Origin of the sequence: Bacteroides cellulosilyticus, assembly GCF_020091405.1 — a bacterium.
In the GTDB taxonomy this organism is placed as follows: domain Bacteria; phylum Bacteroidota; class Bacteroidia; order Bacteroidales; family Bacteroidaceae; genus Bacteroides.
The window spans coordinates 1,681,181-1,706,096 of record NZ_CP081903.1; the positions used below are offsets into that span (position 1 = coordinate 1,681,181).

Below are 24,916 nucleotides of genomic sequence, written 5' to 3' on the forward strand. Positions count from 1 at the left end.
ATATTGAAAAAGAATATACTGTTGACCGGCTATCTTTTGAAGCATTTGGCAAACCGGTGAACGAGTTGAAATTGTTATCCCGCAGTCAGTTGAGTTATAGTTTGTTTGCCATCTATCAGGATGGCCATACGGAAGAGATAACACAGGTAGCGGATGTCGACATTCAGAATCCGGAAGTGTTGTTGGTTGAGGCAGGACAGATTATGGCATTGAAAGATGGTGAGTCGACGGTGACATTCAGTTATAAAAGCACTTTTGGGGAACGCCAGTCAGCGACTGTACATATTGTTTCTTCCACCTTTCCGTTGACTGCCCAATTATTTAATCCTAATATTTACAGTGAAGGATCTTTCGATGAGACTACACATACGTTGGTCACCGGTCAGTATGGTTTTGGAGGCTGGTGGTATGACGATGGTGTGGATTTGTCGGAATATAAATATCTTGTGGTAAAGCTGGGGAATACCGAGTCGTGCGGTGCTTCCTTCAATATCTTCGATGAGAACAGTTATTGGTCGAAACCTGCCGCATACGTGGTTGGAGGCAAAAGACAAATGGTTGTAAACCTGAATGATGCATATAAAAAGCAGGATGACGGTTCGTCTGTGAAGCTGAATTCGAGCCACATCTATGGCGTAGGCTTCTGGTCGCTCGGTGGCAGCCCTATTGTTATCGATAAAGTCTATCTGACTAATTCCGATGATTACGAAGATCCTACCGGTATCGTAGATGTAGTTGTGGATAAAGATCCTCTGGTAGATGTTTATACCATTACGGGAATCAAGCTTCGCACTCAGGTGCGCAGAAGTGAGGTGATCCGGGAACTGCCTGTAGGAATTTATATTGTAGGCAGAGAGAAGATCGCCATATTGAAGTAATATGATGATAGAATCTGATTAGTTTACATGAACAAACAATCAGCTTTTTAGAAAACATATTTATAAGGATGATATAATCCGGCCTACAGATATTTGTAGCCGTGTTTTGAAAGGGCTACACCTTTTTGTCCGGATGGCTACACCCTTTTACTCTCATGGCTACACCTTTTCATATAAAGGGTGTAGCCATTCCAAAAGGATACTTTACTCTTAAATATAAGTTATTGAAAAATATTTATTTAAAATAAAAAGTCTTTCCTTTTTATTGCTTATATTTGTCAGAGTGAGCAACCTTTAAATTTTAGTAGAAATTAATCATATACAACTATACCATGAGAAAACTTATTTTCCTTTTCCTGCTTTGCATCGCTTGTATGCTTCAGGCACAAAATGTAATTGATAATCCTAAGTTTAAATTCCGTTCGGGCAGCATTTATAATATTACCCGCATTGAACGTACTCCGGATGCAACGAGGTTGCATATCCATGTTATTTTCCGTCCGCATTGGTGGGTAAAGACAGGCAAAGATACTCATTTGGAAGATGCGATTACTGGTAAGAAGTATTATATAACCGGTAGTGAAAACTTTGAATTAGAAAAAGAAGTATATACACCAGATTCCGGTACGTTGGATTTTGTACTTATTTTTCCTCCACTTCCTAAGGAGACAAAAGAAATCCATTTGCTTGAGTCTGATCATGACGAACTCAATACGTACTATATATCTTTGGAGAAGAAAGATGCCAAAGCCTCACTTTTCGATAAAGTCTCCGGTAACTGGATGGGAATGGACGACTATTATGAATGGGCTTTTGGCATATACGATTCTCTTGCTGTCATGGACAATCGCTTCTATCAGTACGAAGCAATCCGTCAGAAAGGTAAAAGTATGCTGTTGACTTTGAAAGATGACCGGGGCGATAAAGTGGAGCTGGAACTTACCCCGCAAAAGAATGGTTTGTGCCGGATAAGGAAAGATAAAGAACCTGCCCGGCTTTATTCGCGGGATACGGGAAGCATGAAGGCGATGCAGGTTGAAGAGAATGAGAGTCCGGTATTCCGTCGGGATAGTGTTTGCCTGCAAGGATACATTGCCGGCTATGATCAGAAATTAGGCTTTACCAACGGTCTGATTTATGTTTCCAATGACCTGACTCGGGAAGACTATCCGATGGTAGTGACTCTGCAACCCAATGGAAGGTTTGAGTGTAAATTTGAGGTCAACTACCCTATGGTAAGTTCGGTAGTGTTCAATAATAACTGGTTGCCTTTTTATATAGAGCCGGGACAGACTGTAACCATGTATGTGGATTGGGAAGCGATCATGGCGCGTAGTCGTGCCCGTGATTATGATTATCCTTATCACAATCTCCATTATATGGGGCCTACTGCATATATAGGAAGGGCGCTGAAATATGCGAATGATTTATTCGTGTTCCGTTATGAGGATTTCTCGAAGATGCAGAAAGAGCTGACTCCTACGCAATTTACAGAGCGTTGCGAACCCATGTTTCGTCGTTGGTCAGAACAGGCTGACTCGCTTGTAGCTGTCAACGGATATGTGGGAAAGGCGGCACGCCTGGTGAAAAATGCGGCAAGGATTTCCCAAGGTTATAAGATGCTGGACTTTGTAATGGATAGAGATTATCTGGCACGAGAGAATAAAGATAACGAGGTTCTGAAGGTTAAGGAAGATTCAACTTATTACCACTTCTTACGACAGATGCCGCTTAATGATAGTCTTATCGTAGCGGATAGGCATTTTAGTACGTTTATCAACCGCCTTGAGTATATGAATTTTGCAAGGGCTATGGGTGATACGACGACTGTTGAAATGGGAAAGATTGCCTATAAATACCCTGAAAAATCTGTTCTTACTTATTTGAAGAAGAATGGTGTAGTATTGACTCCCGAGCAGGAAAAAATGCGAAAAGATAGCGAAGAAAGAGCAGGTAAGACTGTGACAAGAGAGATGAGCGAACTCGTTGAGGAGGCGAAGATATGGAAAGAACTTACGGAGAAATACAAAGATTTATTCGAAGCTTATCGGAAAGAAAACGAGTCAAAGAATTGTATTTCTGTATCTATTGATGAAAATCAGAGAGCAGAAGATGAAAAAAGAATGAGAATAAATCAATTCTTTGAAAATCAAAGAGAAAAATCTGGACGATTGGATACCATAGTCGGATATATTCCGTTGGTTTCGCAGATCATTGCTTTGCGAAGTCTTCCTTTTGATTTAAAACAATTGGATAGAGAAGGTGCCCGTAGCCTGTTGGAGAAAGAAAAACAGTTAATCGGCCATCCGTTCATGTTTGCCGAGGCGGAGCGTTTGTATGCCAAAGTGTTTCCGCAACAAAACGATAGTACTTACACTCTGCCTGAAGGACCCGCTACGGACATCTTCCGTAATATCATTAAAGCCCATGCGGGTAAAGCTCTATTTGTAGATTTTTGGGCAACGTTCTGTGGTCCCTGTCGTGGAGGTATTGAACATACCGCCGGTTTGCGCCAACAGTATAAAGATCATCCGGAATTCCAGTTCATATACATCACCAGTGATCGTGAAAGTCCCGAAAAGACTTATAATGAGTATGTGGAAAAGAATTTGAAAGGTGAGGCTTGTTATCGTATTCCTCAGGCAGATTACAACTATCTCCGCCAATTGTTCCGCTTCAACGGTATCCCTCATTATGAGTGGATAGAAAAAGATGGTACTGTATTGCGAAATTCTCCGGGAACTTATAATCTGGAGAAATATCTGAAGCAACGTTTTGGAAGTAAAAAATGAGTCGTATTATGAAGCAAATAAATAGCTGTCTGTTGTTTGTGCTGTTTTCCTCCTTCAGCTTGTTGGCGAAAGCGCAGTTTGATGTGGAAAAGTATGATAAGGAGTGCTTTTTGGTGGGAACTCTGGATGAATATATGGGGTATGATCGCACCTTCGAAGTTAAAGGTGAGGATGCCTTTTATCAAAGAGTTGAAAAATATCGGCTGAATGAGTTGTCTACAGTACTATTTCTGTCTTCTCTTTTTGATTCTGATTATCAGGATATATCTATTGTAAAAACCGAGAATATTGTTCCGGAGATAGCGATATATTCACCGGGATTGTCTGCCAAGGTGGATAAGTATTATAATTATGAGCCGAAAGTGGCTTGTACGGCGCAGGGCAACAGGGTTTATTCTGGAAAAGTAAGCGGAGAGAAAATAGAAACGGAGAAACAGAAATTGTCCTTTTTGCTTGGGGCTTATTTATGCTATGGGAAGGCTTGTGATAATGAAATCGGGAAGTACCGTTTTTTTATGACCAATGCCCAAAACAAGTCGAAGTTGATAGCAGACTTACTATTAAAATTAGGGTGTAGACATATAGAATATCTGGTGAGATCCGATTATATTCCTAATGGGCATTATGTGACGTTCACCCCTTCTGCCAAAATGCAGACTGTGATTGACGAAGCGGAGTGTTTGAGAGAATATATATCAAAGATTGATACGGGAAATGTGGAGTTTACTGCCGATGGCAAGAAGTTTATCCTGAAAGAGTTTCCCAAATTGGATGATGAAGAGTTAAATAAGAGGATGTGGAAAATGCTTGGCAAATAGTCAGCTTACGTATCATATTAATGTCGGGAATGCTATTCATCACTTGATAGTAGCATTTCCCGTTCTTTCTTTGTCAGGCTTTTGACAACAATGTCATAAGACTTCCTTACGAGTTCTTTAATTTTCTCGTCAGGCACATCCTGATTGAAGTAAACACTGATCCAGTATTTTTTATTCATGTGCCATCCGGGCTTTATTCCTATATATGTGGTTTGTAATTCTCCTGATTCTTCCGGCTTGCATTTGATGCAGCAAAAGTCAAAGACTTCGATATTGACAAAGCAGAACCATTTATCCGCTACATAAAAACATAGAACATCCCGACTGTATTTATCAGGAATATTCGAGAACGGCATTTTCTCATGAACTCCTTTTAATGACAGACAGTATTCTCTAAATTCTTCAATGTTCATTTCTGATAGATTTTTAAACAGTATACGAAGGCAAATATAGCACTTTTGGAGGTAATTTCTGATTAAATACCTAATATCTAAAATCAAATATCTGTAATCTAATAAGGATACTTTATTAGTAGCCTAACTTTGTGTTCATATAGAAAGTTAATCTAATATGTATGAATGCTATGTATAACCGACAAACTATATGGGTATTAGTCATGATAATTGTTGTGGTAGCAGGATGCCGGATACCCGATGCGGAGAATCCTGTATTCCGTACCATAAGCAATCCTCTTAATTTGAATTACCGTTTCTGTCTCGATGATGTTTCCCGCAGAGATGCTGCAAATCCCTGTATTGTTCAGTTTGAGGACGGTTACTATCTTTTTTTGTTTGGTTCGGGGGGCTATTATTATTCTTCTGACTTAATAGAATGGAAATTAATTGATGACACAAATCTTCCTACAGAAAGTTTTGCGCCTACAGTTGTGGAAATGCAGGGTGAATTGTATTACACTGCTTCTTATGCCACGGATACCATTTATAAAACTGATAACCCGAAGTCTGGAGTCTGGGAAGCGGTAGCTTGCAATTTTCCTCCGGGAATGTTGGAACCAATGCTTTTTTATGATGAAGGAAGATTATACTTGTACGCGGGAGCGGGTAATTCTGTTTCTTTAACCGGAGTAGAAGTCGATCCGCGTACATTTCAATTGTTGGGTGAGCCTTCTCCATTAATTAGAAGTCGCCAACGGGACAATGGATGGGAGACACCCGGTGATCATCACGACTGGATGGATGCGACTCCTTGGTTAGAAGGCATGTGGATGAATAAGCGTGGTGGAAAATATTATTTGCAGTATGCTTCTCCCGGTATACAGTTTAAAACTTCTAATGATGGAGTATATGTCTCCGATACTCCGTTAGGTCCATTTACTTTAGCAGAGCACAATCCGCTTGTCTACAGGCCGGAAGGATTTACTACTGGTGCCGGAAATGGAGGAACTTTTCAGGATAAATATGGCAATTACTGGCATGTGGGTACTGTTGCTGTCACCGCCCGGCATTATTTTGAAAGAAGATTGTCTCTATATCCGTTTTTTTTTGATGAAGATAGCGTAATGTACGCTTATACAGAGCTGGGAGATTACCCGATGATTGTCCCTGACCATAAAATAACTTCTCCTGAGGAGCTGTTTCCCGGTTGGATGCTATTGTCCCATAATAAAAGTGTCAGATCTTCTTCCGAACTCAGAAAATATCCGGCATGTTGTGCTGTTGATGAAGATATACGAACCTGGTGGAGTGCCGAAACGGCCGATAAAGGAGAATACCTGTCGGTGGATTTGGGTGAAGAGTGCGAAATAAGCGCCGTGCAGATAAACTTTGCCGACCATGATGCCCATTTGTTCGGGCGGTCAGATAGTATCTTTTATCAATACTATCTGGAGGAGTCTGCAGACGGGAAAAAGTGGAATTTTTTGGTAGACAAGTCGGTGAATACAGAGGATGCTCCTCATGATTATATCCAACTTAAAGAAGCCGTGAAGACGCGGTATGTACGGCTTACAAATATTTATTGTCCTTCCGGTAAATTTTCTGTTTCCGGCTTACGTGTATTTGGACGGTCGGATAAACCTTCTCCGCCCCAAACGAAATTTTATCGTATTTGTCGGAATAAAGAGGACAGAAGAAGCGTCATATTGAAATGGCGGGAAGTAGAAGGGGTAACCGGCTATGGTATTCGTTTTGGAATCCATCCGGAGAAGTTGTACAATAGCTATATGGTGTATAATGATACTGAGATTGAATTGAGGTGCTTGCAGGTCGGACAAACCTACTATTTTGCAGTTGACAGTTTCAATGAAGGAGGCATTACCCGTGGTGATGTAATGAAAGAAGATGAATAATCCTTATGCATGTATGAAGATGAAAAAGTATATCTTGTATTTTCTTTTGGGAGCTTTGGTAAGCGGGTGTGGGGAGAATAATCCTTCGCATGTTTTAGAGGATGTCATCAAGGAAAATCCTCAGTTGGGAGAGGTGCTGAAAAGGTATGAGGCTGATACGCTGAAATTGCGGGCGGCCGAGTTTCTGATAGAGAATCTTCCGTATTATTGTTCGTACGAAGGCGAGCAGGTGGAGCATTATCAGAAACAGTTCGAACTTTACGGTACCGGACTGTATACCCCCGGTGAAGTGCAGGATTCAATCCGGAAAATGTATGGACGCATTAATCTTAGAAAATCAACGGTTAAGCCTGATTTAGAGCTTCCAGCCGATTTCCTGATAGACAATATTGAATGGGCGTTTAAAGTCTGGAACGAACAGCCGTGGGGTAAGAATGTGTCTTTCGCTGATTTTTGCGAATACATTTTGCCTTACAGGATAGAAGACGAGCCTTTAAAACCTTGGCGTGAGAAGGTATACAATGCTTTCAATCCTATATTGGACTCCGTCAGGGCACTTCCTGAGGCACAAGACCCTTTGTTTGTTTCGCGGGTATTGATAGATTCCATTTCCCGGATAAAGTTTCATTTTACAGGGCAGTTCGGAGAGGGTCCGCATATCGGCCCCGACCTTGTGGACTGGCATTCCGGCAATTGCCGTGAGACGGCGGATATGCTGATTTATATTTTCAGGGCTTTAGGCATTCCTTGCGGTTGCGATTATATGCCTTTGCGCGGTGATGGAAATGTGGCTCACTTCTGGAATTTTATATTGGATAAGAATGGTGAGTCATATTATATGTATGAAACCGGTATGTTGGAACCTGTCCGTAAATATTGGGGAATAAAATCCAAGATCTATCGGCAAACATTCAGCCGGAATGAAGATATAGTAAAGGATATGCGGAAAGATGCGGAAGCGGTTTATCCTTCATTCCGGTTTCCCCACTTTATAGATGTGACGCGACTGTATAGCGGTAAGCGCGCCCGGAAGCTAAATATACCTCGTGAGAAACTTTTTCATAAAGTTCCGGAAGCTGAAGTAGTGTATTTGTGCAGCCCTGCATGGATGGATTGGGAGCCTATAGCGTGGGCGCATCCCGGAGAAAATGATGTTTCCTTTGATGATGTGGAAGGAGGGGTTGTACTCCAACTGTCTGTTTATAAGCATGGGCGGCTCATTTCGGTATCGAATCCGTTTGTCCTTGATGGAAGCACCGGAGGTGTCCATTATTTTGAGGGTTCGGATGAAACGGAAGAAATAAAGCTTCTGAATAAGTATCATCAGTTTATTGAGCCTTTTGCACAACGCATGGTTGGCGGGGCATTTGAGGGCAGTAACCGCGCGGATTTTCTTCAGAAAGATACTTTGTACGTAGTGAAGGAGGCTCCGGTACGCTTGTATAGTGTTGTGAGGTTAAGTAATACAAAACCCTATCGATACGTACGATACGTGGGGCCCGAAAATGGCTACTGCAATGTTTCGGAAGTTGCATTTTATGAGAGTCCGGCGGACACTTGTGCTTTACAGGGTAGAGTTATCGGTACTCCTAATGGGCAAAATGGGGATGGAAAGCATGATTACCGGAATGTTTACGATGGCGACCCTTATACCTCTTTCGATTATTATCAGCCGACCGGTGGATGGGCAGGGCTCGATTTAGGTCGTCCTTGTTTAATCCGGAAAATAATATTTACCCCCCGTAACCGGGATAATTATGTGCGCGAGGGGGATACGTATGAACTGTTCTATTCTTCTAAAGGAGAGTGGATTTCTATCGGTGAACAGATACCTGCCTCCGATTCTCTGCTCTATATGGCTCCTAAAGGAGCACTGCTTTATTTAAAGAATCATACTCGTGGAAGCGATGAACGGATTTTTGAATACGAAGAGGGGAGACAGAGGTATTGGTGACAATGTTTATTTGATAATGTAGAATATAGAAAAATATTACTCAGTGATTAAGTAAATATTATTTAAAGTAGGATGATAAAGTTAAATAGCGAATTACTATGGAAACAAATATGATTATAGTGAAAAAGGAACTTTTGAATAAGTTATTATCCAAAAATTATCTAGATGAAGCGGATTGGGAGGAATTGGAAGGTTCAGTAAACCTATTACAAAACAACTTTACGTGTAAATTATGTCAAAATTTCCCAATACTTTCGAGGGATGATATTCATATTATACTTTTGATATATGTTGGCATGAAAAATGTTGAAATTGCAAGATTATTACATATCCTTCCAAGATCTTTCCGTATGAGGCGTTGTCGTTTAAAAAAGAAAATGAAAATAGATTGTGATTCGTTATCGGAGTTTATTAAAAGGTTGTTTAAATCAGAAATATAGTTCGAAGCGTATACAAATTTCATATTAGTGGTTTTGTATACGCTTTGATTTTGGTTTCTTTGTATGAAAGGGCTATCTATGCAATAAATTTAAAATGAGAAGTCGTTATGTAATATTGAAAATCTAGTAGTGTGGAACCTAAAAAATAGTTAGATGTCAATTGTAATTTTAGAATATGAGTTTTAAGTCAATAACTATATCTATAGTTTCTACCTTTGTTTTTTGCGGGGTGCTTTGTAGTACTTTTGTGAATTATGGGGTGAATGATTGCTACTTCTTACTTTTTCCTTTGATGGTAAGTATAGGAGTAACAAGCTTGTTGGCTTTTATATTATCGATTCTAAAAGGAAATGATTTTCGATTCAAACTGCCAGATGTGTTGATAACTGCTGGAGTTTTCTATTATTTAATGCGGTATGACTATCAATTGCATTTAGCGGACTGGAAAGTGATCTATGCTGCTATACTATTATTGTTATGGTATGTGGTACGAATAATTTTTTCCTCTTTACAAGTATCAAAGAATATAGTATCTGTTGGGATTGTTGGAATCGGTTGTATGTTGGCTGGTTGGGGGTTGCTACAACTTTATAGTTTCTGCCATTCTAATCATCTTCTTTTTTGTATTACGGGACCGTTCTTCAATCCCGGACCTTATTCAGGATATCTAGCAATGTTGCTTCCTCTCTGTCTTCATAGTTTGTTGTCTGCTCAAGGTTGGCGACGTTATTGCTGGTTGGGAGCATTAGCTCTGATGCTTTGTATCGTACCTGCTACTATGAGTCGTTCGGCTTGGTTGGCAATAGGAATTAGCCTATTGTGGATTTGGGGAATGCACAAAGGCTGGTTGATGGCTTGTAGGAGTTATGCCAGACAATTTCCACGTAAGGCAGCAAGCTTTATTTTTACTGTTTGTGTGTTTATGGTTTTAATTTTTATATTGCTTTTTCAATTGAAAGCAGATTCTGCACGAGGACGCCTTTTAATATGGAAGAATACTTGTACTGCGGTGATGGAAAAGCCACTTATGGGGTATGGACCGGGAAGTTTCCAAATGGTTTATGGAAAGGCGCAAGCTGCTTATTTTGTAGCAGGTAATGGTACAATGGAGGAAAAAAGAGTGGCAGGATATGCTGAATATGCATTTAATGAATATTTGCAATTTTGTTTGGAAGGTGGGATCGTTTTATTGTTACTGATTTTATCGTTTGGTATATCTGTTTTTAAACGAGGGATTGCCAGTAAACAGTATGGCTTTTGTGGAGCGCTGTTTTCGCTAGCAATATTTTCTTTTTTTTCTTATCCACTACAAATATTACCTTTTGGTATAGGGGCTGTTCTCTTTTCTGTTGTATGTGTATCAGAGAATGAAAAAAGAGAGCAAAAGGTGAAGGGGAATTTATTGATATTACCTTTTTCGCTATTACTTTGTGGTGGTATTGGATTTGGAATTTATAGAATGCGTGATTTGGATAAACTTGACGAACGATGGTATAATGCCGATACATTATTTAGTAGACAGAATTATATAGCTGCATCTAAAGGTTATGAATATTTGTATTCCTATTTGAATTATAATCTAAAATTTCTATTGAGTTATGCTAGCTCACTCTATTCTGAAGGTAGATATTTAGAGGCATGTAATGTGCTGGAACGTGCTAAATTAATAAGTTGTGATTCTTATATTTGGAATATGCAAGGGGTTTATTATCAAGCGGCTAGTTGTTATCAGCCAGCGGAATATTGTTTTAAACAATCGTTATTCTTAATTCCGGAGCGTTTTTATCCTTATTATTTGTTAGCAAAACTTTATGCTGAGCCTGAGTTCTTGAATAAAGAAAAAGTAAGGCAAATGGCTATTATTGTCATGACTAAGTCTCCTAAGGTTTATTCCAATGCGATTAGTGAGATGAGGAAAGAAATGAGCCAATTGCTGAGTATTTATAAATAGTCTAATTATTATTTAAATTATTATGAAGAAGAATCTAAAATTGATCGTATTTACGATTGTGTTGTGTGCAGTATCTATACTGAATGTAAAAGTTATGTTGGATATAGATTATTCAAATGATTTGTTAATGACATCTTTGGTTTCTGTTTCTAGAGGCGAAGGTGACCCGGATGGTGGAGACGATGATGGTACATGTCGTACTGATATAACTGGTGATATGTCTATACAAGATTGTCGTGGTGTGAAGAAAAATGGCCGTGCGACTATTACTTATAAATGTGAAGGTAAAGGACTAGGTCTTTGTGATGATGGAGTTGAATATTATTTTTATGATTGTGAAGGTGCTATGATTAAGCATGATGAATATATTGATAAAAAAGAGTGTAAATAATGATGGGTGTTAAATGTGCTGCTGTTAATAAAATACTATTCTGTATTTTGCTGTTTGTCTTATTTTCGTGTAAAAATGAAAATCATAAGGTAGACAGAGGTGAAATATTTATAGCTAATTTGGATAGTACATGTACATCTGAATTTAAGTATTCTGATCTTTATAAGAAAGTAACGGCTATTATTTTAGATAACAAAGAAGTTATGCTGACTGAAATAAGCAAAATGCTTGTTTATAAGGATAAGTTATATTTGCTAGACCGAAGAGCGCAAGGAGTATATGCTTTTTGTAAAGATGGTAGTTTTGTTTGTAAATTCGGAAATTTGGGTGCAGGACCGGATGAATATGTCAGTTGCAATGATTTTGGAATTAATGCTGACGCAGGGGAAATTTATATATATGATATGGCTAAGCATAGGATTCATAAGTATGATATATTTTCAGCTTCTTATAAAGAGAGCATAATCATAGATAAAAGTATTGACATTGATTATATCATGTGTAATAGTGGTTGTTTGTATGCGGCTCAAGCCTCAAACAGAAATGAAGAAAAGGAGTCAATTTATTATTTATTGTATCAGATAGATGTTAAATCGGGGAAGAAAATAGCTCAATGGTTTGATGCGGTATATTATAATAAGGGTTGGAATGATGAACTCATTCATGGAAATATATTTTATAACATTAGAGAAAATAAGGATCTATTTGTCCTAGGTTTGATGGATACCATTATGTGTATAAAGGGCGATGCGGTATTCCCTTTTTTAGCAATAGAAAGTGAACGATTGGTACAGAAAGAAGATTTTCTGAAAGATGAAAAAGTTCCAACTTCCAATCCAAGAGTTCGTGGTAAGCGTATGATGTCTTTACTGACTCGTCTGTCCGCTCAGAACAAAATCTATCAAATATCTGATGTCTTTGAGTGTGACTCTATGCTGTATTTTAGTTGTATGGGACGAATCCTCTATTTTGTGCAATACGATGAGAAAAAACGAATAGCTTTTACTTATTCTCGGGTGGCAAATGATGTTTTATTTCGAATGATTCCTGAATATTTTCAATTGCCGAAATTTTTGTGTGCAGATAGTATGGGAGGATATTATTATATTTCAAATGATAATCTGGCCGAGCTGAAATGTTTTATAGATGAGGATAATATATCTGAAAAATTGATAAATCGAGAAAGCATAAAGGAGTTAAATGAAGATTCAAATCCTGTAATACTCTATTATGAATACAAGAATTGAGAAAACATTTTTTATATTTGTTGTAGCCTGTATTATACAGATTATTTATATGTGTATAAAGAATGAATGCGAAATGAGTACCTTGCGTAAGAAAACTGATGTACTATCATCTTATGTGATATATTCTGTTGAAATGATAAAAGATATATCAATGGGAAGTATAAATTCTACTGTTTTTCCGGGAAAGAATATTTTGATATATTGTTTTTCAGAGGATATGTGTGATGAATGTATATATCAAGATCTTGCAGAGTTATATAAGATTCAGGAAGATATTAGAAAGGATAAAATATTGCTGCTTCCGGTATATAGAACAACTCGTACCAATCAAATAATTCTTAGAAATAAGTTTAGTAATTTTAGATATATGAATGTTTCCACTGATTCTATAAAGTTCCCGTTTCATAGAGAAAATGGAACTGAACAAAGATTTTTTGCTTTTATAGATGAATTTGGAAGACTCAATTCTTTCTTCTTTCCTAAAAAGAACATGCAAGATATGACGCGTATATATCTTAGTGGTGTAAAAAGTAAGATGGAATATTTTGATAAAAATTAAGTTTGTGGAATTGTTTTCTAAGCAATGCTTGAAACATTTGAGTTGTGGAATTTTGTGGTGTTTAGGCTTTGTGCAAACTTATGTTTTTATTCGGCTTTATTGGTTGGTATCGTGTGTTATTCCCACTTATTCCATGTCGCCTACCTTACTTGCAGGAGATTACATTATAATCTCTTTACGTATTCCAGGAAGGCGATTGGTGAGAGAAGATAATGCCCGTTTAGGACATTATATTATAAGTCGGAAAAAAGGCGATCGCAGTGTGCGTGTAGGTGATGTGGTGGTATTTAACTTCCCCTATTCTAAAGGAGAGGAACAAATGAGAATGAACTTTGACTTGTATTTTTGTAAGCGGTGTGTAGCTATTCCGGGAGAAACTTATATTTGGGAATGGGATGCAGTTTCAGACAGTGTATATCTTCCTCGTCAGGAAGAGGTAGTTGTTATTGATTCATTGAATTTTCGGCATTATAATCGTTGCATAGAGTATGAAACAGGGATAATGCCGAAGCTCCTTAATGGCACAGTAATGCATGCCGATACATTAATGCATAGTTACCGTTTTAAAAATAATTATTATTTCATGCGTGGTGATAACTGCGTTGACTCTTATGATTCGCGCTTTTGGGGAATATTACCAGAAGATTTTATATTAGGGACAGGGCAATTTATATGGTTTTCTAAAGATAGAGATATGGGCAAAATTCGTTGGGAAAGGATGTTTAGGAAGTTATGAGTTTTATAAAGTGATTTCTTTTTATAGAAGAAACTGATGAGAGCATGCTGAATAAAGTGTATATATTGAGTGATGGTAGTGTATGAATCAAAAATAATTTTATGAAACATTTAATTTATCTTTTATTATTTGTATTCTGTTTGTTTGGGCAAGGATGCACCAATGATGATAATGTCATTGAGGACTGCCCTTCTCAGAAGTGTGGAATGACTCCTGAGGAGGTGGAAGTGAGGGTTGAAGAGATTCGAGAAAAATACCCTAACATTAAGAATTGGTATTATGAAGTCAAAGACTATGATTCGATATCAAACAAAGATCTTGATTTATTAGAAGAAAAAATCAAGAAATTGTCTGAATGGGTAGACGAAAATGAAGTTAAGGATCAGTAAATGATAAAAGAGTGATTCTACTAAAATAATAACTAATGATCAATAATATGAAGTATTCATTTGTTTTGATATACATTATAGGAGGTGCAGTAGTTGCTTTTCTATTGCAGTATCTTTTCAATGAAAAAGATATAACATTTTGGATGATCGTATGTCTTACGATAGCTGTTATGGTTGCTATTCATATGTTAGTTCGTGTTTTTTCTATTATCAAAGAAAAATAGGTAAAACAAACATTAGCTGTGAGTTTCTATTTCATAGAAGGAAATATATAGCACTTTGAACAGATAGAATTAAAAAAAGGAGCGAAAGGTTTGAAGTTTTAAATGTGTCTGCAATATGTAATAAATCAATGATAAGAGAAATTATTAAATATGCGTTAGGTCTTTTAATGGCACTAATATCGGGGTATATAATACGGATATATATGTGTCAATGGTTTGGGATTGAAGAACCTACAGTTATTCATTCACTTTTTACCGGTGCATTGGGATTTTGTGTGGGTATATGGGTGGTTATGATTAAAAATTATCAAATTAAAAAAAGTGATAGAATTTTGTATAATAAGTGATTATGATAGGCTTTGAAATAAGTATAAATGGTCGAGAACCTATAGTTGCCGCTTCAGATTATTTTGTATTTGCGGATTTGACATTCGGATGTTCTTCCGGCAGAATCAAAATAAAAGGAAGTGATGTTCTGCATTATCTCACTTGGCTCACAGAGAAGTTGGAAGAAGGTGACAGAGTCTTGATAAAAATGGTCGATACGGATAAGGTATCGCCTGTCTTGACAATTGAAGATTGTGATTGCGATGAGATGAAAAGGAGATACGAGCAATTAAAAATGGAATTAAAAGGAAGGGGACTTATATAGCATGAAAGGGATTATTGTGAAATGGAGGGATACTGTTTGGAAAGCGAGTATTCCAAATAGTGAAGTCAGTCTTATGATAATGCAACATGGATATGATGGAGGCTCCTGGAATATCGGAGGTTTGAAAATGCCCGAAGGAATACATGTTACATGGAATGGAGGAGAGTTTAAAATAGGGGATGAAATAGAAGTGGAATTTGCGGAATTGGATGAAGTTGCCTCTCCTGTTGCAGAAGAAAGTCATGAAAGCATCTTGAAGAAAGCATGTTTATTGAGTGATGATAACGATGACGTTTGGAATCGTAAACTTGATACTTATTATCGGTTGAAGAAGAAATTGGAGGAAGAAGGGATTATTGAAAGAGAGTAGTTTTTTTACTGAACCGTTGATAATAATATTAAAATGGATAAGAAAATAGTACTATTAATAATCTTACTTCTCGTAGGAGGAAGAACCTTCTCTCAAGTACATTACAGTATTGAGGGAAGTGCAGATCACGAATATGAAGGCCGAAAAGTTGCTTTGGTTATGTTGGAAGAGGATAATCGGCAGGCTGATAGTACGAATGTCGTGAATGGAAAATTCATTTTTAAAGGAGAGTTGCTACAGCCTTGCTGGGCGGCTGTATGCATTGATGGTATGGATGGGATTTTCACCGTACTTGAGAATGGGAATATTCGTATTTGTACAGATGGTAAGGAGGGTTGGTGCGAAGGCACTCCAATTAATGATGTATTTCAAAAGAGTTGGAGGGAGTATCAAGTGCTGAATCAAGCTGGTATAGATGCTTTTAAGAAATTGGATAGTCTGAATGTTGAAACTGAAAGGAAAAAGAAATTATATGCAATTACCCGTGAAAAGGTGATAAAACGAACAAAGGAATTTATAAAAAGAACTGTTTATGAGAATCTTGATAATATAATTCCTGCATTTTGGATTCGCATTTTTCAGGAACAGATTACCGTTGACGAATTAAACGCTATGCTTGCCGATGCCTCTCCCATGCTGAAAAACAATCGGTTTATAACAAAGCTGCTTAGTGTGCAAGAAGGCAGTAATTTTGTTGATTCTAAAGTGGAATTACCGGACGGCACGAAAGTATATTTGTCGGATTATATAGGGAATGGGCATTATGTGTTAGTGAATATCTGGGCTTCGTGGTGTGGGGCTTGCATTGCAGAGTTACCGGAAATCAGAAATGCGGGCGAAAAATATGCTTCCAAAAATCTAAAGTTATTATCTATCTCAATAGATCGTGATAGGAAAAACTGGGAAAAAGCACTTAAGCGGTTAGGGCTTCCTTGGACACAAGTACTGGCAGATTATTCGTTTGTGAATTCGTATGGAATAAATAAAATACCGGTATTGATGCTGATATCACCCGACGGAATAATTCTTAAAAGAAATTTCAGTATAGAGGATTTGAATCGTCTTTTCCAAAACTGAAAGGCGTAGGGTAGGTATGCATTCTATAAATGAAATAACTATAACGGAGATTACTTGTTCGCCAATGATCATGTAATGTAAATATAGATAATATGAGACATTTGATTATTGTATTCAGTGAAATCTTATTAGTATCTTTAAACTTTTATATTATTCTAAAGAACCCTTTGGAAAAAGAGTATAAGACACCTGTAACATTACTTATTTGGGTGTTTGTTATGATAACAGTGGACTGTTTTTTGAAGAAGAAAAAATATTATAAAGAAATGCGATACATTATAAGTCAATTGTTATATATGATAATTTATTCGATACAACCATAATCAGATGATGAAGTTGCAAGTGATTGTGTTAAAACTTACTTTATGTTATTGCGCAAATGTAGATTTTATTACAGAATAATTCTGATTAATATTTATGAAAAATGCACTAATAATTCTTTTTCTCTTTTTGGCTTCTTGTGATAGAAGAGGGAAAAATGATATTGTATCTCCTATTGATAAAAATGACTCGCTATATATTATTGATATTGATAATATAACCAAGGATAAATATGTGAATTTTTCGTCTTATTTTAAGAGTGCTAAGACTATTATTCTTGAAACGAATGAAAATTGCCTTATAAATAATGTTAGTAACATTAGAGTGGTGGATGACTTTATTATAATAGTGGATAATGATCAACATCCCGGAGGAATATTTGTCTTTGATAAGACTGGGCATTTTATACATAAAATAGGGAAGGTTGGTCAAGGTCCGGGGGAATATGTTTACGTTACGGATGTGAGTATTGATTTTAATAAAAAAGAACTCTATTTGTTTGATTCTTATAATGATAGAATAAACAGATATGATATAAAAACAGCCCGGTTTATTAGTTCTATGAACATTCATGATAATGGATTGGGAATCTCTTATATAAACTTTATTGATAATGAAATATTTGCTAATGCCATACCTTATTCAAAGACCGAAGATTCTTTTTTATTGCAGAAAATAGATAAATCAACAGGCAAATGCGTAAACTCTTATTTGAAGTCTTCCGAATATAATAGAGGATGGAATGAACTATTTCTGAGAACCGGTGGTCTTTTTTATCCAGTAACCAGTACTAATTCTAAATATGTAGAGATGTTTATGGATACCATTATTTCCATAGAAAAAGAGAGCATAAAACCGTTTCTTGCGTTTAAAGCAAAAAATTGGATTACTTCTAAAGATATTGATGAGTTGATTAAATGTCAGGAGGAAGGCAATGAATCTTCATTTCATCGAATATTATTCGAGAGAGATATTTCATATAATATTAATCATTATTTTGAAACTGAAAGTATGATTGGTTTTCAATATTATAATAATATGAGTATGCCGTATGTTATGTATGATAAAGTAACGAATACTGTACGGACTACTGATCTTTTTCAAGACGATATTGTATTTGATGTTGATGGAGTAATTTTGACTACATTTGCTTTCTCGGATTCGAAAGGAGTTTATGGTTATGTTAAAACTGACCAAATACAGTTTCTTTTAGATTTTTTACATGCAGGTAAAGTGAAGGCTAATTTGGATAAGATAGATGATTTAAGGAGGTTAACTGAAGATTCAAATCCTGTGATATTTTATTATGAATCGCTGCGTTAATTGGTATTAATATGATAAGCCGATGACGAAAAATTATGAATCAGTGCTGATAAAAGTACCAAATTCTCGATTATAAGTGATTTAGCAAAATTTGTATACGCTTTCATTTAGCTTTTCTTGTACAAAAGAACTATCTATGCAATAAATATCACAGATTATTTAAAAACTATATTATGAGAAACAAAATTATTTTTCAAGTCGCAATGTGTGTAGTCGCATTGTTGAGTTTTGTCTTACCGGTTTCCGCACAACAATCAGATGAGACGAGTGAATACGAAGTAGCTTTGAAGAAGCTAATGGAAGTTACCGGTGCTTTGAATTCTATTGATGAGATTCTGCCACAGACTTTGGCCGTGGCAAGGATGAATGCCCCCCAAAAAGATGCTGATTATTGGGATACATTTGCCAAGTCGTGGAGAGAGAAGATGGAACGGATGGTCATGGAGATATACATGCCTGTCTACAAGAAACATTTAGCTTTGGAGGATCTGCAAGAAACCATTGCGTTTTATGAATCCCCTTTGGGAAAGCGATATAGAGAGTCGGCAATAAGTATTATGCGTGAAGCTATGCCGTTATTGGTCAGCCGGCTACAAGTGGATATGAGGAAAGAACCGCATCCGGAATCTGACAGGAGCATGGATGCAATGGAGCAAACGAGAAATCGGGACCAGGAACTATATGATGCAGCTTATGCGCTTCCCAAAGATAGTATTGAGGTGGCTAAGAGACCTTATAACAGAGCAGAGGGAACAAAACCTTCATTATACTCCATTGAGAGAAGAGCCAAAGATACGAAAGTAACTTTCCTGCAACCTATTTATTTTAATTGGCAATGGCTGTACTATAGTCCGGGGTTTGTGATAATTGACAAGAAAACGGGTGATGAATACCATGTGAGAGGATATGACGGAGGAGCTCCCCAAGACAGATTATTGACTGTAGAGGGGTTTAACTCCAAGTATATCTATGTCAGCCTCCTTTTCCCCAAACTGAAAAAAAGTGTAGAAGTGATTGATATTCTTGAGTTGCCTCATGAAAAAGACAGGTTACCTTCCAATGATGATGGGATTTTCAAGACATATTGTGATGTGAAAGTAAAGGATTACTTACGGCCTTCTAAGAAGAGAGCCAAGGAAATATATTAGATATATATATTCTTTACTTTATTAATTAAAGAAAATATGATGGCATTTTGCATGATAAGTACTTTTTTAATTGGTGCTTTTATGTATATCAGAAATATGCGTATACTGGCTAAGCGAAAACAATATGTACGGCTGGCGGTTTTGGGTATTTGCGTAGTTGCTTTGTATCTGCTTATGGGTATTATGATATATAATTTGCTGAAATAGTATATTTGTTATTTAGAGATTTTTATTATGAAAGAAAGTCTATGTGTTAATAATATTCTTTTATGCATATGTGCAATGATATTGTTTTCATGTGCTGCGGAGAAGGCTGTCTATTCTTGTAATACAAAGGTTTATGCTGTTAATTTTGACACGATAAAAATGAAACATGATTTTTGTTATTCCAACCTGTTCGATTCTGTTACAATAATAAGATTGGATAATGCTCAAGTAATGATTGGCAGTATCGATAAAATGGATTTATATAAGGATAAGTTGATTATTTTAGATGAAAGGATGGCAAAGGGCGTTTTTGTTTTTGACAAAAGAGGAAACTTTGGAAAAGATCGACAAACAATACCTGCAGGTATATGAATCTATTGTAGAGGAAGATAATCCTATATTAGTAGTGTATGAATTGTCACATCGAAATTAGTTAATATATACCTCTAAATTGTTTCGGGATTAAACCATAATAACGCAAGGTACTATAGCACTTACAATGAATTATTGTCTGTCAAAATCAGCGTAATAGCGTTTTTTTGAAGGTCAATAGAAGTACAGCTAAACTATAAAATCAGTCGTTTCGGTATAGTTTCTGCTCTTTTTGTTCCGTTTGCCAAATTTAATTAGGTATCTTTGCACTAAAAACAATATCATCTCATGAATAGGATTAAGGAATTTTAGGAAGCAAGAGGCATGAGCCAAACAGATTTAGCGTATAAATTAGGCAAAATTTTCAATATGGTCAATCTTTCTTTATGCGACCAACAAGGTACAACCGCCTATACCTGTTCTATATGAGATAACGAACATTATAAAAGTGGATGTAAGAGAGTTATTAGTTTCCTTTAAATGAAACAATCATTATGGTAAAGAAAGAAGTTAGTACTATAATTTTGTACATTTAAAGAGATATAAAGAATCTACTCTTCTGCCTCAGATTCCGTCGTTAATACTAATATATTTTAATCAGCATATGAAATCATTTGAAGATTACAAAAATGATGCACCAAATCAGATTACCATGGCAAATGGTGCATTTTATCCTGATATTTTAGTCCAAGCGTGTGAACTATATAAGCCGGTATTAGTATATTTTGGTCAGCTTCTTAAAGTATCTCCTTCTTCAGAGATGCTTCTTAAGGAGATAACAAAACTAACCCAAACTTGGATGAGAATTCAATTACTTCGTGTATTTAGAAAATACGTTTCTCCTGACACTTCTGTTGAAATGCTTAAATCAAAGAATAAAATTCCAATGGTTTGCATTACTTTTGGAAAAGATTTTAGGCCGATTAATATTGTACAGAAGAAATTTAATGAAAGGCCGTTGCCAGACGAAGCGTTATGTGCAATATTGTGGGAATATAAAGATAGGGGACAAAAGGGGTATTCACTGACAGAAAACTTTTTCGACATGTTTCAGTCAAAATTTCCGAATTATTCCATAGAAGGTCCCAAAAGAGCAGGAGCTGATGTTCAATTAAAAAACGTTTTTCCTGATTATCCAAATCCTACAAGGCCTGTTGATTTTGTTATTAGAGATGCAAAGAAAAATGTTCTAGCTATTGGTTTAGCCAGATATGATAGTGACCGAGGAGGTGCGCAAGAAGATGACCGAACAGGCGGATATAATAATTGTGCTAAAGAGATTTTAGCGTACACATCAAAGAGGGGACTTAAAACAAAAGTGATATTTCTAAATGATGGGCCTGGTTTATTGCTAGGTTCTATGTGGGATGATTATTCGAAACTTGAAAAAATAAATTCAGATAGAATAATGGTTTTGACTCTCCGAATGCTTGATGAGCGTTTGACAGAAAAATGGTTGAATTTTTAATTCATTAATTATGGCGGTCGGCATAACATCAAATACGTGTTCAACAATCTCTTCTATATCGCTTGTTCCAAAAGACCAAATTCGGTTTAGATGTACAAATGATTATAGTGGAGATTTAATCAAAAGACTATATCACGCAGACAATTTAGATGTACTCAATTATCTTATCAAAGATGAAAATGTATGTGGAAAAGTAGACTTGATATACATAGATCCTCCGTATAATACAGGTGGTGCTTTTGAAACGAGGGATTTAAAACATGCATATAACGATAATTTTACAACCGAAGGATATATTAGGTTCATGGAAGCTAGACTTCTTTTAATGCACAAATTGTTATCTCCTTCTGGTTCAATTTATGTTCATTTAGATAGCAATATGGTATTCCATATAAAAATCTTGATGGATTCAATTTGGGGTGAAAAGAATTTTAGGGGCATGATAACTCGTAAGAAGTGTAAATCAAAAAATTTCACAAGAACGACATATGGAAATATATCGGACTATATACTCTTCTACACAAAATCTGATTCTGCAAAATGGAATAGACCTTATGAACAATGGGATGACGAGAAAGTTCTCAAAGAATATCCTTTTATAGAAGAAGGGACAGGACGACGTCACAAGAGAGTTCCATGTCATGCACCTGGTACACGTAATGGTGCGACGGGTGGTTCTTGGCGTGGGATGATGCCACCAGAAGGAAAACATTGGCAATACACACCTGATAAACTTGATGAAATGGATGCTAGAGGCGAAATCTATTGGTCTTCAAATGGCAATCCTAGAAGAAAAGTTTATTTAGATCAAAGTAAAGGAATACCTGTTCAAGATATTTGGTTAGATTTCTTAGATGTAAATAATCAGAATACTCACTTGACAGGCTATCCAACAGAAAAAAATATTGATATGTTAAAACGAATTATTGACGCATCCTCGAATCCAGGTGACATTGTACTTGATTGCTTTGTTGGCTCTGGTACCACTTTGGTTGCTGCTGAGGAACTTGGCAGACAATGGATTGGTATTGATATAGGGGAAGAATCGATAAGAATTATTCAAGATAGATTTGCGAATGGAACTAAACCTATTGGGGATTATGTTTCGCAGAGAAAGAAAAAGAAGGATATTGCCCCGCACTCTCTTTTTGATGGTTTAGATCTCAATAATGGAGACGATACATTAGATAATGATAATACTGTCCATAAGATTCAATATCAGCTGTTCGAGGAAATTTGATAATTGTTACAACCGATTGATTTCATCAACGAGCGTTCCCATGAAGAGAAACGACAGTTCCCATTAAAGGAAACTCGCGTTTCTATTAGAGGAAACTGTCGTTTCCTGCACTCGGAAACTTGTGTTTTGACTTATACTAAATCCGGTTGTTACTTTTAGCGACTAGTTGCTAAATAAGTTGTTATATTCTATTGTTCTTTCCTAAAAATGTTGTTAGTTAAGCTGCATTGTCCCTAAAATAGTTGTCACTTCCGAAAACAATGGACAAATCAGATTGTTTTCCGGTTCTCGGTAAAAGTCAATAGGGCTCGATGCCCTATTGGCTTTTTTGAGACAATGGCTTAAATCGTCACGCCTCCGATTCTCGGTGATGCAAATATACTGTTTATTTGTCATTTCAAACATACGGCATTACTTTTTCCACAGACATTTTCCCGGCACTTCTCCATAGTATACATCCATTGGCTTTTTCATTCCAATACTCATGTGCGGGCGTTCATTATTGTAGAATTCTATCATCTCCGCAATCTGCCTGCGCGCATGTTTCTCGTCTTTAAACAGCGCCATCCCGTATATCCATTCTGTCTTCAGTATACCGTTCATTCTTTCGGCTACCGCATTGTCTGTCGGATTGTAACTTTCAGTCATACTGATACGTATATGGTGTTCTGTCAAGATACCGATATAAGCATTACATGCATATTGTGAACCTCTATCCGAGTGGTGTATCGTGGCGCACAGGTTTCCTCCTCCGGCCTGGGTTATTGCTTGTTCCAATGCTTGTTGCGTATACTCAGACTGAAGTCCGGGAGCGAGTACCCATCCCAACACTGCATGAGAGTACATATCTGTGAGCAAGTGAAGATAGCATACACCACCTTCAATCCAGATATAGGTAATATCGCTGACCCAGATATGATTCGGATATTGTGCGGTTACGCCTTTTATCAGATTAGGGTATTTCTTGTACAGATGGTTTGAGTTCGTTGTGCGGCGGGGCTTCTTGGCAGGGAGCATGAGATGTTCCGCACGCATCAGGTTCAGGAATGCATCCCTGCCACCGACCGCGCCACTGCCGTAGATGGAGCAAAGTTCATAATGTAGCTTCAACGCACCCATACCGGGGGCTTTCGAACGGTAATAGTGAACCGCAGACAAGATGGCTGTCCGTATCTGACTGCGTGAAAGAATTGTTTTTTTCTTTTTGTAGTAGGCCTGGGCAGACATGCCAAATAGACCGCAAAGAGTTCTCACACTCATGGAAGGGAACTCTTCACGAAGGCCTGTTACTATTTGGCACCACCTTTTTTTAAGATAGAAATCTTTTCTTCAGTTTCGGTGAGTTCGATCAGCTTCTTGAAGGCATGGGAGCGTAATTTTTCAAGCTCCAAGGCTTTTTGAAGACGCAAAATCTCCTCTTCAAGAACTTCTTCGCGCGATTTGGGTTCTTTTTTCATTTCTAGCTCCGCTAACAGTTCAGAAGGCAAAGATAGCGATTCTGAATGAAGGGGATACTTACGGATCCACTTAAAAAGGGTACTATGACTTGGAATACCCCACTTCTTTGAGATAACATAAGTTGACATACCACTAGTGTAATAATCTCTAAGAACTTCCAACTTGAAAGTCTCAGAATAGCTTTGATGAGATGAATTTGGCATAGTTTTTCTCTTTTTATGCCGCCAAATAGGTGTCAACCTAAATCCGTATAAGACATTTTTTATCAGGGTATTGGAATTCCCACAGATGTTACCGAAAAAAAACATCACCCGATCAAAACTGAGATTATACAACATCAACCCGATCCGACTTATCGATAAAAAAGAACTATTTTGAGCATAAATGCAGGAATACTGCACAAAATTACGAATAGATATTGGAAAATCAGAAAGCTATATGGTGAAATCGGCAAAGAAAGAGTGGAAAAGTGCTGAGATGGATTTATGCGAATATGATGGATAACAAAAAGATAATCAGAAATATATGTCTTGTCAAGGGCGGTGTAGGTAAAAGTGTACATAAACTCTATGTATAGCGAGTGAATACGGATT

General features: G+C 36.9%; 22 protein-coding genes. 19 read left to right on the top strand and 3 right to left on the bottom strand.

Annotated features, from left to right (window positions below):
• Positions 1-1,210 precede the first annotated feature (1,210 nt).
• Positions 1,211-3,670 carry a TlpA family protein disulfide reductase gene (locus K6V21_RS05770; protein WP_224321195.1) on the top strand — a complete coding sequence of 820 codons (2,460 nt, stop codon included), beginning with the start codon at positions 1,211-1,213 and terminating at the stop codon, positions 3,668-3,670.
• A gap of 8 nt (positions 3,671-3,678) precedes the next feature.
• On the top strand, positions 3,679-4,488 hold the full coding sequence (locus tag K6V21_RS05775; RefSeq protein WP_224321196.1) for a hypothetical protein: 810 nt from the start codon (positions 3,679-3,681) through the stop codon (positions 4,486-4,488).
• A gap of 32 nt (positions 4,489-4,520) precedes the next feature.
• On the opposite strand, the gene K6V21_RS05780 is transcribed toward K6V21_RS05775, so the two are convergent.
• Positions 4,521-4,901: an MmcQ/YjbR family DNA-binding protein gene (locus K6V21_RS05780; protein WP_044262689.1), complete on the bottom strand. Its 381-nt coding sequence runs from the start codon at positions 4,899-4,901 to the stop codon at positions 4,521-4,523.
• Positions 4,902-5,062: 161 nt separating this feature from the next.
• Between K6V21_RS05780 and K6V21_RS05785 the strand changes: the two genes are divergently transcribed.
• The 17 genes from K6V21_RS05785 (at position 5,063) to K6V21_RS05870 (ending at position 22,865) form a co-directional block, all read left to right on the top strand.
• The gene (locus K6V21_RS05785; protein ID WP_224321197.1) at positions 5,063-6,796 is read left to right on the top strand and encodes a family 43 glycosylhydrolase; all 1,734 of its coding nucleotides are present in this window, start codon (positions 5,063-5,065) and stop codon (positions 6,794-6,796) included.
• A gap of 19 nt (positions 6,797-6,815) precedes the next feature.
• Positions 6,816-8,750: a hypothetical protein gene (locus K6V21_RS05790; protein WP_224321198.1), complete on the top strand. Its 1,935-nt coding sequence runs from the start codon at positions 6,816-6,818 to the stop codon at positions 8,748-8,750.
• Between the two features lie 98 nt (positions 8,751-8,848).
• On the top strand, positions 8,849-9,190 hold the full coding sequence (locus tag K6V21_RS05795; RefSeq protein ID WP_217718621.1) for a helix-turn-helix transcriptional regulator: 342 nt from the start codon (positions 8,849-8,851) through the stop codon (positions 9,188-9,190).
• Between the two features lie 175 nt (positions 9,191-9,365).
• Positions 9,366-11,141, top strand: coding sequence for an O-antigen ligase family protein (locus K6V21_RS05800; RefSeq protein ID WP_224321199.1), 1,776 nt, complete (start codon positions 9,366-9,368; stop codon positions 11,139-11,141).
• Positions 11,142-11,163: 22 nt separating this feature from the next.
• Complete coding sequence (locus K6V21_RS05805) at positions 11,164-11,532, top strand: hypothetical protein (protein ID WP_007661111.1); 369 nt, start codon at positions 11,164-11,166, stop codon at positions 11,530-11,532.
• Positions 11,532-12,779, top strand: coding sequence for a 6-bladed beta-propeller (locus tag K6V21_RS05810; protein ID WP_224321200.1), 1,248 nt, complete (start codon positions 11,532-11,534; stop codon positions 12,777-12,779). Before K6V21_RS05805 ends, K6V21_RS05810 begins: the two co-directional genes overlap by 1 nt.
• Positions 12,763-13,338 (top strand): hypothetical protein, encoded by a 576-nt coding sequence (locus tag K6V21_RS05815; RefSeq protein ID WP_007661109.1) that lies wholly within the window; start codon positions 12,763-12,765, stop codon positions 13,336-13,338. The genes K6V21_RS05810 and K6V21_RS05815 overlap by 17 nt, the downstream gene beginning before the upstream one ends.
• On the top strand, positions 13,325-14,074 hold the full coding sequence (gene lepB, locus K6V21_RS05820; protein ID WP_224321201.1) for a signal peptidase I: 750 nt from the start codon (positions 13,325-13,327) through the stop codon (positions 14,072-14,074). The genes K6V21_RS05815 and lepB overlap by 14 nt, the downstream gene beginning before the upstream one ends.
• 101 nt (positions 14,075-14,175) lie before the next feature.
• Complete coding sequence (locus K6V21_RS05825; RefSeq protein ID WP_224321202.1) at positions 14,176-14,463, top strand: hypothetical protein; 288 nt, start codon at positions 14,176-14,178, stop codon at positions 14,461-14,463.
• A 573-nt stretch (positions 14,464-15,036) separates the two neighbouring features.
• Positions 15,037-15,339 (top strand): hypothetical protein, encoded by a 303-nt coding sequence (locus K6V21_RS05830; protein WP_224321203.1) that lies wholly within the window; start codon positions 15,037-15,039, stop codon positions 15,337-15,339.
• A 1-nt stretch (position 15,340) separates the two neighbouring features.
• Positions 15,341-15,709, top strand: coding sequence for a hypothetical protein (locus tag K6V21_RS05835; RefSeq protein ID WP_224321204.1), 369 nt, complete (start codon positions 15,341-15,343; stop codon positions 15,707-15,709).
• Between the two features lie 33 nt (positions 15,710-15,742).
• Positions 15,743-16,786, top strand: a complete 1,044-nt coding sequence (locus K6V21_RS05840; RefSeq protein WP_224321205.1) for a TlpA disulfide reductase family protein — start codon at positions 15,743-15,745, stop codon at positions 16,784-16,786.
• A gap of 417 nt (positions 16,787-17,203) precedes the next feature.
• A complete protein-coding gene (locus K6V21_RS05845) occupies positions 17,204-18,430 on the top strand; it encodes a 6-bladed beta-propeller (RefSeq protein ID WP_224321206.1) in 1,227 nt (408 codons plus the stop codon).
• 173 nt (positions 18,431-18,603) lie between these two features.
• Positions 18,604-19,578 carry a DUF2059 domain-containing protein gene (locus tag K6V21_RS05850; RefSeq protein WP_224321207.1) on the top strand — a complete coding sequence of 325 codons (975 nt, stop codon included), beginning with the start codon at positions 18,604-18,606 and terminating at the stop codon, positions 19,576-19,578.
• 234 nt (positions 19,579-19,812) lie between these two features.
• Positions 19,813-20,157, top strand: coding sequence for a 6-bladed beta-propeller (locus K6V21_RS05855; protein ID WP_224321208.1), 345 nt, complete (start codon positions 19,813-19,815; stop codon positions 20,155-20,157).
• A 604-nt stretch (positions 20,158-20,761) separates the two neighbouring features.
• Positions 20,762-21,625 carry a bstEII gene (locus K6V21_RS05865; RefSeq protein WP_217715821.1) on the top strand — a complete coding sequence of 288 codons (864 nt, stop codon included), beginning with the start codon at positions 20,762-20,764 and terminating at the stop codon, positions 21,623-21,625.
• 10 nt (positions 21,626-21,635) lie between these two features.
• Complete coding sequence (locus tag K6V21_RS05870) at positions 21,636-22,865, top strand: site-specific DNA-methyltransferase (RefSeq protein WP_217715822.1); 1,230 nt, start codon at positions 21,636-21,638, stop codon at positions 22,863-22,865.
• A gap of 411 nt (positions 22,866-23,276) precedes the next feature.
• Here the strand turns inward: K6V21_RS05870 and K6V21_RS05875 are convergent, their stop codons facing one another.
• Both K6V21_RS05875 and K6V21_RS05880 read right to left on the bottom strand, forming a co-directional pair.
• Positions 23,277-24,125 carry an IS3 family transposase gene (locus K6V21_RS05875; protein ID WP_262903781.1) on the bottom strand — a complete coding sequence of 283 codons (849 nt, stop codon included), beginning with the start codon at positions 24,123-24,125 and terminating at the stop codon, positions 23,277-23,279.
• Between the two features lie 29 nt (positions 24,126-24,154).
• Positions 24,155-24,526 carry a transposase gene (locus K6V21_RS05880; RefSeq protein WP_117723955.1) on the bottom strand — a complete coding sequence of 124 codons (372 nt, stop codon included), beginning with the start codon at positions 24,524-24,526 and terminating at the stop codon, positions 24,155-24,157.
• Between the last annotated feature and the right edge of the window lie 390 nt (positions 24,527-24,916).

Coding starts and splice junctions, on each gene's coding strand:
- K6V21_RS05770 (WP_224321195.1), top strand. CDS start 1,211: ATGAGAAAACTTATTTTCCTTTTCCTGCTTTGCATCGCTTGTATGCTT.
- K6V21_RS05775 (WP_224321196.1), top strand. CDS start 3,679: ATGAAGCAAATAAATAGCTGTCTGTTGTTTGTGCTGTTTTCCTCCTTC.
- K6V21_RS05780 (WP_044262689.1), bottom strand. CDS start 4,901: ATGAACATTGAAGAATTTAGAGAATACTGTCTGTCATTAAAAGGAGTT.
- K6V21_RS05785 (WP_224321197.1), top strand. CDS start 5,063: ATGAATGCTATGTATAACCGACAAACTATATGGGTATTAGTCATGATA.
- K6V21_RS05790 (WP_224321198.1), top strand. CDS start 6,816: ATGAAAAAGTATATCTTGTATTTTCTTTTGGGAGCTTTGGTAAGCGGG.
- K6V21_RS05795 (WP_217718621.1), top strand. CDS start 8,849: ATGGAAACAAATATGATTATAGTGAAAAAGGAACTTTTGAATAAGTTA.
- K6V21_RS05800 (WP_224321199.1), top strand. CDS start 9,366: ATGAGTTTTAAGTCAATAACTATATCTATAGTTTCTACCTTTGTTTTT.
- K6V21_RS05805 (WP_007661111.1), top strand. CDS start 11,164: ATGAAGAAGAATCTAAAATTGATCGTATTTACGATTGTGTTGTGTGCA.
- K6V21_RS05810 (WP_224321200.1), top strand. CDS start 11,532: ATGATGGGTGTTAAATGTGCTGCTGTTAATAAAATACTATTCTGTATT.
- K6V21_RS05815 (WP_007661109.1), top strand. CDS start 12,763: ATGAATACAAGAATTGAGAAAACATTTTTTATATTTGTTGTAGCCTGT.
- K6V21_RS05825 (WP_224321202.1), top strand. CDS start 14,176: ATGAAACATTTAATTTATCTTTTATTATTTGTATTCTGTTTGTTTGGG.
- K6V21_RS05830 (WP_224321203.1), top strand. CDS start 15,037: ATGATAGGCTTTGAAATAAGTATAAATGGTCGAGAACCTATAGTTGCC.
- K6V21_RS05835 (WP_224321204.1), top strand. CDS start 15,341: ATGAAAGGGATTATTGTGAAATGGAGGGATACTGTTTGGAAAGCGAGT.
- K6V21_RS05840 (WP_224321205.1), top strand. CDS start 15,743: ATGGATAAGAAAATAGTACTATTAATAATCTTACTTCTCGTAGGAGGA.
- K6V21_RS05845 (WP_224321206.1), top strand. CDS start 17,204: ATGAAAAATGCACTAATAATTCTTTTTCTCTTTTTGGCTTCTTGTGAT.
- K6V21_RS05850 (WP_224321207.1), top strand. CDS start 18,604: ATGAGAAACAAAATTATTTTTCAAGTCGCAATGTGTGTAGTCGCATTG.
- K6V21_RS05855 (WP_224321208.1), top strand. CDS start 19,813: ATGAAAGAAAGTCTATGTGTTAATAATATTCTTTTATGCATATGTGCA.
- K6V21_RS05865 (WP_217715821.1), top strand. CDS start 20,762: ATGAAATCATTTGAAGATTACAAAAATGATGCACCAAATCAGATTACC.
- K6V21_RS05870 (WP_217715822.1), top strand. CDS start 21,636: ATGGCGGTCGGCATAACATCAAATACGTGTTCAACAATCTCTTCTATA.
- K6V21_RS05875 (WP_262903781.1), bottom strand. CDS start 24,125: ATGAGTGTGAGAACTCTTTGCGGTCTATTTGGCATGTCTGCCCAGGCC.
- K6V21_RS05880 (WP_117723955.1), bottom strand. CDS start 24,526: ATGCCAAATTCATCTCATCAAAGCTATTCTGAGACTTTCAAGTTGGAA.